The sequence below is a fragment of the Chloroflexota bacterium genome (assembly GCA_020161265.1).
Classification (GTDB): domain Bacteria; phylum Chloroflexota; class Chloroflexia; order Chloroflexales; family Herpetosiphonaceae; genus Herpetosiphon.
The window spans coordinates 128145-141197 of record JAIUOC010000011.1 but is presented as its reverse complement, the minus strand read 5'-3'; the positions used below and the strand labels follow the sequence as shown (position 1 = coordinate 141197).

The 13053-nt window shown below is 48.3% G+C and carries 12 protein-coding genes; 10 read left to right on the top strand and 2 right to left on the bottom strand.

Annotated features, from left to right (window positions below):
• Positions 1-22: 22 nt before the first annotated feature.
• Complete coding sequence (locus LCH85_23105; GenBank protein MCA0354895.1) at positions 23-2401, top strand: hypothetical protein; 2379 nt, start codon at positions 23-25, stop codon at positions 2399-2401.
• A 76-nt stretch (positions 2402-2477) separates the two neighbouring features.
• On the opposite strand, the gene LCH85_23100 is transcribed toward LCH85_23105, so the two are convergent.
• Positions 2478-3908 carry a hypothetical protein gene (locus tag LCH85_23100; protein ID MCA0354894.1) on the bottom strand — a complete coding sequence of 477 codons (1431 nt, stop codon included), beginning with the start codon at positions 3906-3908 and terminating at the stop codon, positions 2478-2480.
• Positions 3909-4270: 362 nt separating this feature from the next.
• Between LCH85_23100 and LCH85_23095 the strand changes: the two genes are divergently transcribed.
• The 8 genes from LCH85_23095 to LCH85_23060 all read left to right on the top strand — a co-directional run bounded on the left by LCH85_23095 (position 4271) and on the right by LCH85_23060 (position 10893).
• Positions 4271-4684 (top strand): DUF6086 family protein, encoded by a 414-nt coding sequence (locus LCH85_23095; protein ID MCA0354893.1) that lies wholly within the window; start codon positions 4271-4273, stop codon positions 4682-4684.
• Between the two features lie 17 nt (positions 4685-4701).
• Entirely contained in the window at positions 4702-5109 is a 408-nt protein-coding gene (locus LCH85_23090) for a hypothetical protein (protein MCA0354892.1), read from the top strand.
• 232 nt (positions 5110-5341) lie between these two features.
• Positions 5342-5509 carry a hypothetical protein gene (locus LCH85_23085; protein MCA0354891.1) on the top strand — a complete coding sequence of 56 codons (168 nt, stop codon included), beginning with the start codon at positions 5342-5344 and terminating at the stop codon, positions 5507-5509.
• A gap of 192 nt (positions 5510-5701) precedes the next feature.
• A complete protein-coding gene (locus LCH85_23080) occupies positions 5702-6127 on the top strand; it encodes a hypothetical protein (protein ID MCA0354890.1) in 426 nt (141 codons plus the stop codon).
• Positions 6128-6551: 424 nt separating this feature from the next.
• Positions 6552-6971, top strand: a complete 420-nt coding sequence (locus tag LCH85_23075; GenBank protein MCA0354889.1) for a hypothetical protein — start codon at positions 6552-6554, stop codon at positions 6969-6971.
• Between the two features lie 5 nt (positions 6972-6976).
• Positions 6977-7744, top strand: a complete 768-nt coding sequence (locus LCH85_23070; protein MCA0354888.1) for a hypothetical protein — start codon at positions 6977-6979, stop codon at positions 7742-7744.
• 243 nt (positions 7745-7987) lie between these two features.
• Positions 7988-8755: an ROK family protein gene (locus LCH85_23065; GenBank protein ID MCA0354887.1), complete on the top strand. Its 768-nt coding sequence runs from the start codon at positions 7988-7990 to the stop codon at positions 8753-8755.
• 32 nt (positions 8756-8787) lie between these two features.
• Positions 8788-10893, top strand: coding sequence for a GAF domain-containing protein (locus LCH85_23060; GenBank protein MCA0354886.1), 2106 nt, complete (start codon positions 8788-8790; stop codon positions 10891-10893).
• A 226-nt stretch (positions 10894-11119) separates the two neighbouring features.
• Here the strand turns inward: LCH85_23060 and LCH85_23055 are convergent, their stop codons facing one another.
• Positions 11120-12397 carry an MFS transporter gene (locus LCH85_23055; GenBank protein MCA0354885.1) on the bottom strand — a complete coding sequence of 426 codons (1278 nt, stop codon included), beginning with the start codon at positions 12395-12397 and terminating at the stop codon, positions 11120-11122.
• A 169-nt stretch (positions 12398-12566) separates the two neighbouring features.
• On the opposite strand from LCH85_23055, the gene LCH85_23050 reads away from it, so the two are divergent.
• Positions 12567-13040: a DinB family protein gene (locus LCH85_23050; GenBank protein ID MCA0354884.1), complete on the top strand. Its 474-nt coding sequence runs from the start codon at positions 12567-12569 to the stop codon at positions 13038-13040.
• Positions 13041-13053 lie beyond the last annotated feature (13 nt).

Here is a 13053-nt window from a genome sequence, read left to right as displayed (position 1 = left end):
ATTCAATAGTAAGGAGTTTACTATGGTTCGCAATAGGCAGCGCAAACGAGTACTATCCTCATTTCTGATTCTTGTTACCCTTTTGGCTACTTTGGTTTCTTCAGTTTCGGCAATCTCGCTGAATGCCACTATTTCGCTGAATGCCGGTGATTTTGCGAGCGGTTATTTTGGCTTGACCGGTCTAACCCAACAGGATCAAGTAATTGGTGGGGTTTCCTATGGCGGGGTTCAGCTTATTCCACAAGGGGCATTGGCCCAATGGTCGGATGCCAATAATACGATCTGCCGCCGTCTGGCTGATATGGGGACTGCCAGCTTTAAAAATCATCTCTATACGATTGGTGGGATTGCGTCTTCGGCAGGGGTGCTTGCTCCCGTTCCAGATGTTTGTCAATCATCGGTTTTGAGCCTTGGGGGGGAAACGACCGTTTGGGATGAAAGCCCCCAAAGCTTGCCGCTAGCCTTAGCTCGTATGAGCACAGTGGCCATTACCCATACTAGTGACCCAAATAGAGGGATTATCTATACCTTTGGTGGTCAAAACGCATCGGATCTTGATAGCCAGTATGTTGATACGATTTACTCAAGCGTAATTGATGCCAACGGAAACTTAGGCGCGTGGCAAACCCAGGCCTTGACTGTTGGTGAAAAATTAATTAATACGACTGCAACTGCCTATACCACTGATACAGGTCAGACCTATATTTACCTGATTGGTGGTCGAACCCGCGATACCTCAATTTTATTTGCGCCAGTTTTTGCACGGCGCACGGTTCGTCGAACCTTGGTGGGACCAAATGGGGTGCTTGGGCCATGGCAATCAATGCCCGACCTACCAATTACGCCCGATATGTTTACCCCTACCAGTGGCTGTGATGACAAAGTTGGCTTACATACCATGGATTCCACCAACTTTGATGCAGTTACAACTGAAGGCATCACCCAAACGAGCACCAGCACCTATCGCGCCTTGTTAGTTGTTGGCGGAACATTCGAATTAGGCACTGGCGATCAAGCCAACGGCTGTTCGCTTACCCGCGAAGGCTCAGCCCAAGCCTTCCTTGGTCGGCTTGACCGCAACACAGGCATGCTTACTTGGGAATCGCAGCGCTATGTTTTGCCCGAGCCGCTTTCAGGCCCACGGGTGATCGGGGTTAACCAAAAAATCTATGTGGTTGGCGGTCGGCAAGGTACGATTGGAAATCCAACCAATCGGATCTATACCTCCTACATTAATGTTAATAGCTTCAGCTTACCAGTCTTTGGTCAGAGCAACTTCCGGGTTTCGGAAAATGCCCTTGAAGCCGATGAAGCGCGGGCTTCGCATGGTCTTGAGCTAATTAGGATTGAAAATCGCCCAGTTGCCTATATGTATGGTGGTATTCGGCTTGGAACAACCTATCAGAATGACGTAATTTTTGGTAGGGTTGGTACCGCCGACGACTTTGATTTTAATTCTGGTGGCTATCCTTCACCTGGGATCTATCGCTCACCGCCGGTTCAATTACGAGCACCTGCCATTATTGAGCAAATGATCTGGGATGCAACGATTGAAGCAGTGCCGCCCGAAGACCCCATTAATACCGATGTTCAAATGCAATATCGGCTCGCAACCACCCGTGCAGGTTTAGAGTCGGCCCAATGGCAAACTGTCGATGGCTCGCCTGGCACCGATAAATATTCAATTAATGGCCAAAATACAGCAGCTGGCTCAACGGTCATTCAAGGCCAATGGTTCCAATATCAGGCGTTGATGACAACCCAAGACCCTTCTTTGCCGAAAGCCACCCCGATTTTGCGCCATGTGCGAATCAAATATAAAGTTGATGGTCACCCAAACTTGTATGTTGATAACGCTACAATGTCTACGGTTACCCCAGCAGGCATTAGCGCATTTAGCACAACCTTGAAAAATGGCATCAAGCCTGGCTCAGGTGATACCGAAAATGTGCTCGATGCCGATCTCGAGATGCCCGGTACGTTTTATGTGGATATGTACGTCTTGCCACCTGGCTCGGCTGATGTACCACCAAGTCGCAATGCTGAGGGGATTTATCCATACGGGGTGATCTTTACCGAGGTCAATCGGGCAAACTTGCCGCAGGATGGCACCTTTACGCTCGATGGCTTTGCTGATAATACGCTTTGGCGTAGAACCTGCCCTGCCGCAACCGTTGATTGCCCATTAGTTGTTTGGCAATCGCTGTTCAATCAAGCTGGTACGTGGAAAGTCTATCTGGTGGTTGATAGCGGAAATAACGTAACCGAAGCTGAAACTCCGGCTGGAACCCGCGAGTTTGATAATATCTATTCCTTCAACGTTACCTCAACCGTTGCTGGCAGTACGATTCGCTTGCCCGTAGTCGGGATTAACTTCTTGGCTACTCCGCCGCAACCATAATCAGGCTTTAGGTTAAATAAAAAGCAGGGCTTGGGTGATTCCAAGCCCTGCTTTTTTGATCGCTAAATAATTGAACTTATTTTGTCCAGCGCACGCTATCAAACCAAATGGCTTTCATGCGATCATCGGCTAAATCGCTGAGGCTAACTGAGCCAGTACCATCAAAGCGATAGCGCCCCAACTCAACCCAATTGCCAGCATGTTCCGCTTGATTGACGACAACTTGAGTTTCGCCATCGGCATGTTGCACAACATAACGTGCTGAGGTTGTATCGCTCTTGCCGTTGGGGCAGTAGGGCACAAACACGGTCACGCTATATTCGCCAGCTTCAAGCGGAGTTGTCCAACGGGCGTTGTTGACCGCTTCTTCAGGCTGGTTGGTCGAGAAGGTCCAGAACGAATGGCGATTTTTGCCACACGAAAATTCATACCACGCCACATCTGAGCGGCTGAATTGTTCGCCTTGATTATCGACCTGAATCGTGCCCGCAGGCAATTCTTCAATTGGGGCTGGCTCAGGCGTAACGCTGCCCACTGGCATGGGGTCGGGGTTATCGCCAGGGTCACGGCCTAGCCACAAGAAGGTAATATCAAGTTCTTCTTGTTCATCGTTAAATGGAATGCCCAAAGCAACCCATGCGCCATCGCCGACATCAGCAGCGGTGGGGAAGCGCACGCGACCTTTTTCCGCCCAGCCACCATTGTAGCCATCGAAATAGGCAGCGTGATCTTGAGGCCAGCCGACGGGCAAATCACCAAATTTCTCGCGCTCAACATTCCAATAATCATCGTGAATGTTCCATGGCCCAACTTCCCAAACTGGCACAACAATCGACTTGCCACGATAGGAAAGCCGCGCCATGTATTCGCCGCCGCCCCGCGATGAGAGTGAGCGAAACGATGGCAATGAAACAAACCAATCGTTTGGCTGAATAATATGGCCGTTGGCAGTGCGATCGCCAACCAAGCCCATCCGGGTAGCCCGAATGTGGTAGGTTGGAGCAATCGGCTCATCTTCCATAATGCTGATGGCATCGTTTTCGGCAAGCGTGTTGGGGGCAAGTTGCACAAAATCAACGACTGGCGCGGCCTCGTTGGCCAATAGCACCAACCGATATTGAATTTGGCGGGCAATGGTGGCAAAAGCTACGGTTTGGCCCGATTGCACATCGAGCGTCCAATCGCTCCAGCGTTGGCCATTGAAGCCACGCACATCGACGCGCACGCTAGCGGCAGCGGGCACAGTTGCGCCCCATGTAACCGTCACTTGATTGGCGGGAGCGATGTTTTGCGGAGCACTATCGAACATTCCAAAACGGGCGTATGCGCCATAGACCGCAGCCGCTTGGGCCGCATTCGGGGCGAGGGTCAGTTGACCAGAAGCAAGAACGAGGGTGTCGGTTGATGCAGCAGCAGCCCACAAGGTTGGGTTCGCCTGCGCTCGGATGGGGGTCATGCTCACGGCGAGCAGACAACCAAGCGCCAAGAAACGGGCAATGTGTCGCAACAGAAACCTCCGGAGGTACGCGGTGGATGCAAAACTGGGCATCTGGGAATGCAGCTTGGTGGTAGCAACGCTGCTACGATTCAGGGAGAGATGCCACAATGGCGGCATCGGCATTCCACACCGACTCTCTTGATACAACCCGCCTTCGTGGCGTGAGGACAGCGCTAAAAGCTGATTTTCCAGCATTTAACACAGCGTGAGGATTATATCATAGCTTTTTCAGATGTAAATCAGCAATTTATCAGGTTGGTATCAGCTTGGGCTTTGAGCTGAAAACCCAACCACAGATGGAGTGCTTTATGGATTCGTGTGGTGTAAAGTGAAGGCCTGAACGTGTACATTGGAATTTCAAGGAGCAGCTGATGGGGATGGATTACGAATATGATCCTTGGTTTTTAGCGGAAACCAGCGAAGAAGGTAGCAATATTCTACTTTGGACGGTACTCATAGAATTTGGTCAACTTTTTTATGCTCAGATTCAAGCCTTTGAAAAAATGTTTTGTCAGCCCAGTGGCTTTTATACATATTCAGCGGGTGATGTTATTCTCAATCAGCCAACCCAACTAAAAGCCTTGATTGAGGCAATGCTCAGTTATTACAACTCAACCAAGCATTATTCATTACGCCCACTCTTATTCGATACGCCAATCCAGATTTTATTGGTGTTGTATCGACGAGCACTCGGCGAGTGGCTGCCAGCACCAGCCGAGCTTATGGCTAATATTGAAGCAGTTGAGATCGCAATGGGTCGGGGTTATCTCAAGCGCGATGGCTAGGGGAGGGAAACTTGCGTATGGGCCAAAAACTTAAATGGGATGTGATTGATCTGATCGATGCGTTGGAAGTCTTGCCTGAGGAAGACGATTATCAAACCCACTATCGATTTACCTTTAATCGCTTAGGCCTGACTGGGACACTCGATCTTTGGCCCTTGGAAGCGACAGCATTGATTGAAATACAACAAACCGATTCAACTAACCAAATTATCAGCTTTGGCCTGTATATTCGCCAATCAATTCAATTAATCCGTCAAGGTAAAAACTCCTTGCTTTGCTTCCATGATTGCATCATTACGCCGAATCGTTTTTGGACATATCGTGCCCATGATGATATGAATATGATTAAATTATGGCAAGATCCGCTGAATTGTTATGTACAAGCAAAGCCAACGATTCATTGTTGGTTTGGCGTTGAATTGTAAAACGACGTAGGGAGCAGATTGTGGGAATATTAGATTATCATGTAGTAATCCGGTCGCGTTGCGTAGATTTAGGCTTAGACTATCAACATAAGGCTGATATCATAGGTTTAGCGTATCGCTATACCTTCTGGAGAAGGCTAACCTTGGTTGAAAAAATACACTTTCTGATTATGAGATTAGATTTACAAATGATGGTGAGAGAATCTGCGAGACTTGGCCAATTAAAATTTATATGGATACAGAAGAAGATCGTTGGTGTGCAGCAGCCGTCTATCATGAAGGTGGTTTAGGCCCAGGTGATTTTGTGAAGTCATTTGATACCTTCGAAGAGGCTTTTACCTGTATTGTTGATCATCAAATGAATTGGAAAGGGCCGCCTTTTCGCTTAAATAAATCCTAATTATGTTTGACAAAGTTTTTCTAAATTATTGATGCCTATAGGAACAATAGGCTACAGTAAAATGGGTTTTTATAGATATAATCCACATTGTTCGAAGATAGAATAAACATCTTTACAAAAAGTATGAGCCATTAATCATAAATAAACACTGTTTGTAATACGACTAAATCGCTTTTCAGAAAGAGGTTGGACATGAGCCGATTACACTGCACTTGTGGTCATGTTATTGTCGATGTTAGCGATGATGACTCTTTGCATAATAAAGGCTGGATGGTGCCATTTTATGCGTATCGTCATCTGATCGAAGACTATATTCCAATATTATTAGGCTATGTAGAGGCCATTCAACAGGGCAAGGGTTCTGAATGGATTGTCGCCAATTACCCGCCTCAATACACTATTACAACGCTTGATGTTGTGATGACCGCGACATGGCGAACTGATCAATCATTATTTCTTTATGAGTGTGATCGCTGTCAGCGTTTGTGGATTAGCCATCCCAATACACCCGGTTATTATCCTTTTAAACCAGAGTTTCCCGAAACAACTCCACATAATTTTTTACGCGATCCAGAGGTTGCACCCGATGAGGCCAACCCAAGCGATCAAAGTGAATGAGTAGAATTCTTATAGGGGAATTTATGCGATTATTGTGTTTATGTGGTGCTGCTTTGACAGATACGAGTACTACCGATTTATTCTATAACAAGGGTTGGATTCTGCCGTATTACTCGGCATTGGAATTTGACGAAGAGTATCTTCCCGTTGCAGTTGATTATGTTGAGGCTGTAGATCAAGGCCGCAAAACAGAATGGAAAAGTATAAATGGGCACATGTAAACCCATCTAATAAGCCTAGGGTCTTATATGCAACACACAAAGATTTTTCTATCCACGCAATAAAAGGAATGCAAGCAACTGGCGTAATAGTTATTAGGAGTTATCCAGCCTTGTTGGATTATTTGAAAAACTAGCTCTACATCCAAGAGTACCTATATGATGTTTCGTGTATCTTAATAGGTACTCTTGGGAAGGAATTATAAATGTCAAGGGTATTAAGTCTTTATACCGAATTTATGACGTATGATCGGTATCTAGGATTAATCGAACAACTGGGCTGTAAACCCTCGATTTTCAGTGGCGAGGCTTATTGGAGCGATATGCCTGATAGTGCATGTTGGGTCTCTATGGAGCAGTTTAATCTAGAAGTCTTACGGATCGATCGGCCTCAACGTTGGGAGCGGCTTAACCAACTTATGCCATCACGCTACTACAATTGTATTCTCGTAGAAGTTCACGGTGGAGCTATTGAGTATGCACTAGCGCTGCGCTTTATTAAGGCATTTTTCCAATATCGACCATTTGTTTTAGAGGATGTAGCTGGTCTCCTCTACCCACCTGATCAGATTATGAGTTTAACCCACGATATGTTGAACTGGGATGAACTTGATTGTGAGGAGTAATCGCTATGTCCCAATCACCTGAGCTTGAATTGCTGATCCAGCATTGCCAACCAACACTAGCAGCAATTACAAAACTTAACCAATATCGTGATCGTGTTTGCGAGCTGCTACAAGGATTTGCAAATCTTGCTTATATGGAGCTTAGTGGTTCGCTGATAAAGCACGTTGCAACCAATGATCACCTCAGCTATAACATTCTTTGCTCTGAGCCAGCCTTTGATGGCAAGGGTGTATCAGTATATTATGAATTATTGGGAGCGTTACTGAAAGAACATTGGTCGCAAACATACTTCCACGCCTTGGGTTGGCGTATCCCATTCGAAATTGGCATGCATATCGATGTAATTTACGCCCAACCAGTTGATCATACCTATACTTATTTTAAAGTCATAACTGATAAACGGATTTATATAATCACAAACTTCCAGCGAAATGCATGGCTGATTGCAGCGAGCCAAGTTAAGCAGTGTTGCCAATTGCTACATCGCTGGCGGCATCATGCACAGATACCATTTACCTCAGGGTTTTTGCTTGAATTAGCAATTGTAGCGGCTGCCGATCCAGCCCAACCATTGGCTGAACAATGCCGCGCTACGTGGCGATTTTTGGTTGAAGCGTTGCAAGCGCCAATTCTGCCCTTGCGTGATCCAACTAATCAGTTCAATCAATATATTGATGATCTAACGCCAGAACAAAAGTCCCAAATTATCATCACTGCTCAGCAGGCTTTAACTGATTCTGAATACTCTTGGGATGGGATTTTTGGGGAGTGAGGTGTACAATTTGGCTTTTGATCACCGAACCAAGCTCCAATAGTCATCAGCCCATAGCCTCTCTGCGCCTCTACGTTAACACCAACCTCTGATTGCCCATAGTGCCTCTTTTTGACCTCTGCCTTTTGCCTTTTGATTTTCATCCCCGCCCCAATTGTTGGCATTTGGTAATCCACCATGGCAGATATTGAACTGCAAGCGTAGTACAATAGAGCAATTCATGGCTAGTAGTGAGGTAGGGCAATGGCAATTTTGGGCATTGATATTGGTGGTTCAGGCATCAAAGGGGCGTTGGTCGATGTCGCCCAAGGCACGATGATTGGCGAGCGCCTGCGCATTAGCACGCCCCAACCAGCAACCCCCGAGGCAGTTGCGCAAACGGTTCAGCAGTTAGTTCAACAATTAAATTGGCATGGCCCGATTGGCTGTACCTTTCCGGCAATCGTCAAGAATGGCTATACCCTCAGCGCCGCCAATGTCGATCAAACTTGGATTGGCGCGAACGCTGATCAATTGTTTGAGCAAGCGACTGGCTGCCCGTTTCATATGCTCAATGATGCCGATGCGGCAGGCTTGGCCGAAATGAAATATGGCGCGGGCAAAGAACATAACGGCGTGGTGATGATGCTGACCTTTGGCACTGGCATTGGCAGCGCCTTATTCGTCCAAGGCTTGTTGGTGCCAAATACCGAACTGGGCCACTTGGAAATTCGCGGCAAAGATGCTGAACATCGCGCTTCGGATCGGGTGCGCGAGGAAAAAGGCTGGGATTGGCCGAAATGGGCCGAGAAAGTCAACGAGGTTTTAGCCCGCATCGAAGCCTTATTTTCGCCCGATTTGTTGATTATGGGCGGTGGGGTGAGCAAGCGCTTCGATAAATTTGGCCAGTATTTGCAAACCAAAGCGCCCTTGGTTCCCGCCACACTGCAAAATAACGCTGGCATTATCGGCGCTGCCTTGGCTGCTAGCGAATTGTTCGAGCAGGGTCACCAAATTCCGAATGCCCACTAAAATGTGAGGCAACTTACAGCCTTGAGGATTCTATGTCAACGCTTGCTTTATTTAGTAGCCTAGCCCAAACTTTGCTTGCAACCACACCCTTTGAGCAGCGCATGCAGCATTGTTTTGGGCTGTTGGCGGATAGCTATCCTCAGCTTGATTTACGCTTAACCTTATTAAACGAGCCTGATGCTCGTCCGCAAGTGGTTTTGCCGTTGCATCGTACCAGCGCCGTTTGGGATAACACTCGCATGATGCAGGTGGTGCGGCGGCGACAACCAGTTGTGATCGATCAACACACTGCTCCGGCCTTGCCGCCAAGCCCATTTACCACTAGCGCAATTGTTGCTAGCGAATGGCAAGCCGATATGCAATGTTATTTGGGGCTGCCGATTCAATGGGAGGGCCGCTTGTGGGGGGTGTTGGAAGCTCGCCGCAATGGCACATTTAGCGCTAGCGAACGCACCTTATTGAGCAATTTGCTGCCCTTGCTGGCCACCGCGATCGGCGAAGCCCACTGGGGGCGACCGATTCATCATACCAGCAGCGAACAGCAGCTTGATGTACGGGCATTAACCCACGATTTAGAAATTGCGCCTGATGTAACCAGCTTGTTGACGACGCTCTTGCAACGGGCCATCCACAGTGTCAAAGCTAGTGCTGGAGCGATTAACTTGGTTGATCGTGAGCATGGCGAATATCGTTTGATTGCCTCGCAGGGCTACCCGCCAACCGCTGGGATTAGCGAGCGAACGTCGTGGCCTTGGAATGTTGGGGTGGTTGGGCGGGTGGCACGCACTGGCAAAGCCGCCTTGTTGACCGATATTGCCCACGATAGTGAATGGCAACTTTCTACCCCCGATGTGCGGGCCGAAATCGTTGTGCCCGTGCGGGTCGAGGGCGAGGCTTGGGCGGTGCTAGTGCTTTCGACCAATCGTGAGCCAATCTTTACAACCCGCGATCTCTATTTTATTCAGGCCTTGGCTGATGTGGCGGCGCGGCCATTGCAACGGGCAACCAGTTATAGCGAATTGCTCGAAGCCCGCATGCAATTGCAACAAACCTTGGCTAGTTTGCCGCTGGGCTTGGCCTTGACCGATGGCGAAGGCCGGATTCTGCGCACCAACCCTGCCTGGTATCAACTTTGGCAAATTGAGCAGCCTGCCGATGAAACTGCGCTGTATTTGCCGTGGGATATTTTGCCCTTGCTGCTCAAACGGCTTTCACACCCATTGGAATTGACTGATTTTTTTGCTGAATGCCAAGCCCAACCCGACGAAACCCTCGAATTAGCGCTACGTTTGAGCGAACCATTGCAAGATCTAAAATTGCGTTCAACCCCAGTCAAAGATGCGCAGCACCAAATTACTGGGCGCTTGGTGGTGATTGAAGATGTGACCCGCGAGCGTGAAATCGACAAGATGAAAAACGAGTTTGTGTCGGTGGTATCGCATGAATTGCGTACCCCGCTAACCTCGATTTTGGGCTATACCGAGTTGCTATTAGCGCGTGAATTCAAGCCAGTTGAGCGTCAAGAGTTCGTTCAAACTGTCTATGATCAGGCCAACCAACTTTCGAAGATGGTCGATGATCTGCTGAATCTTTCGCGCTTGGATGCAGGCCAGATCAAGCTGAATCGTTGGGTGGTATCGTTGCACCAAATTATTCGCGAAATTACCAAGCAACTCAACGAAACGCTGTCGGAAAAGCACCGTTTGTTAATTGATATTCCCGAGGGCATTCCGCCAATCTTTGCTGATAAAGATAAAGTGCGTCAGATTTTGACCAATTTGCTCTCGAATGCGATCAAATATTCGCCCAACGGCGGCCAAGTGGCCTTGATTGTGCGTGAATTGCGCAAAGTGCCGCCTGGTGCGCCGCCCTTGCCCAACGAGCGCTCGGTGATTATCGCGGTGCGCGATCAAGGTATGGGTATTTCCGAGGAAGATTTGCCCAAACTGTTCACGCGCTTTTTCCGGGTCGATAACTCGACCACCCGTAAAATTGGCGGTACAGGCTTAGGCTTATCGATCACCAAGGCCTTGATCGAGTTGCATGGCGGGCGAATTTGGGCCACCAGCACGCTTGGTCGTGGCACAACCTTTTGGGTAACCTTGCCAATTGCCACCGAGCTAGCCCGCCGAGGATGACCACAGAGCAAAGAGCATAGAGCATAGAACATAGGAATATGGCTATTGGCTTTTGGCTATCGGAACAATTGTTGGGATTATCATCAATATTTAACGCAGAGGTACAGAGAAGTAATGGCTATAGGCTATGGACTATTGGGCTAGCAGAACATGTTGTAGCGTTTCAAACAATAGCCTATCACCATTAGCCCATAGCCTATTCCCTTCGTGGATAAAAAATAATTCCTTACGAAACCACAACTACTTGTGACTCAATCATCGGGTGAGCCGATTGGGGATCGCGTACAGCGAAGCGTAGAATTAGCCAGGTGAGCAAACCACCAGCCGCCGCTACCGCAAACGTGTAATTGTAGCCCGCTGAATCAGCCAACCAACCGCCAATCAACGGTGCGACTAAAGTTGCTGGCGCAACCAAGGTATTGGCTAAGCCAATGTAACTTGGGCGTTCGGCGAGGCTGCCAAATTCCAAGGTCATAGCCATTGCCATCGTCCAAAAGGCTACGTTGGCCACGCCGGCAATCGCGAAAATCAGATAAAACCAACCCAAAGCTGGCGCGAGCCACGCTCCAAGGCCAGCAACTAAGGCTAACAATGCTCCGGCTTCCATCACCCGCCGATAGCCAATCCGATCGCCGAGCCAGCCCATAATTGGATTGGCGACAGTTTGAATGATTAAATAGAGCGCGGTCATAATCCCAGCGGTCTGATCATCAAGCCCAAAGCGTTGCACCGCATATACCGTAAAAAAGGCGGTCGCCATCAAGCTAAGCTGCGAGATGATGCGCGAAGCCAAAAACCAGCGAAAATTACGATCGCGCTTGAGAATATTGGCGATGCTGGCCCAAAAATCGCGTTGGCTACCATGGGTATGTTCTGGCTCGCGGCTTGGTTCTTTAGTCCAAGCTAAAAACGACCACGAAATAAACATCGCCACACCTGAAACTCCGAAACAGACTACAAAATCAAGTGGCGAGGGCAGTTTATCTAAAATTACGCCAGCCGCGACCGCGCCAACGCTAGCCAGCAAATTAGCAGCGGCGGATTGGACTCCAAAGAATGTGCCACGCCAGCGATGCGGCATAATTTTGCCAATCATGGTTTGCCAAGCGGTTGCAGTTAAGCCACCACCCAAGCCCTGCCAAATTAACAAAATATAGGCTAGCCACAAGGCTAATTCGCGGCCCAAATCAGCAGCAAACCAGGCAATCAAGGCCAAACCAAAAAAGGGTAAGCGCTCGTTGATTGTCATCAGCAGCACCATGGGTTTGTAGCGCCGCAGCGAGGCCACCCGCCGCGCAGTTAATAATTGGGGTAACTGCCAACCAACCGAGTGAATTGCCGAAACCAAGCCAATTAAGGTGGCCGAATCGGTTAAGGTATGCATAAATAGCGGAATAACCGTCACAAACGAGGCGATGCCCGTGGCCGCCCCAAAAAATGCCCCATCGGCCACATTTACAACCACATTATGCCGCACGTTGGCGTTGATATCCTGCTGCTCCATAACCTGCCTAGCTTTGCTTGCAAAAAACATGATATGCCAATATGCGCATTATAATCGTTCCGAGAACGTTTCCATCAGCCCAATGAATGATGCTCAATTACGCACATCTGTTCACAAACTATCACAAATAAGCTATGATGATGATGATCATTTTGAATTGAGGTGTGTGATGCAAGCACTGACAGTTATCAAAGGCTTATTGGCCTACAACGCCGATTTTGATCAACGGATATGGGGGAGCATTGAGGGCTTGAGCGACGAACAATTTTGCGCCGATTACCCCTATTCGCAAGGTTCGCTGCGCAATCATTTGGTGCATATTGCCAGCGTCGAACGGGCATGGCTCACAGGTTTGCAAACTGGTGAGCGGCCAAAACATCTTGATCCCTTGGAATATCCGACGATTGCCAGCGTGCGCGAGGTGTTTAATCAGATGCGCGGTCAAGTAATCAGCTATGTTGAGCAATTGAGCGATGAGCAATTGGCCGACATATTGCCAGGTATAAATTTGGCTCGCTGGCAGGTTTTAGTCCAACTTGCCAACCATGCAACCGATCATCGGGCACAAATCTTGCGAATATTGCATGATTATGGTCAAAAAACCTTCGATCAAGATATTGTGTTGCATTTTTGGGGACGTTAATTCGTGGTATGCT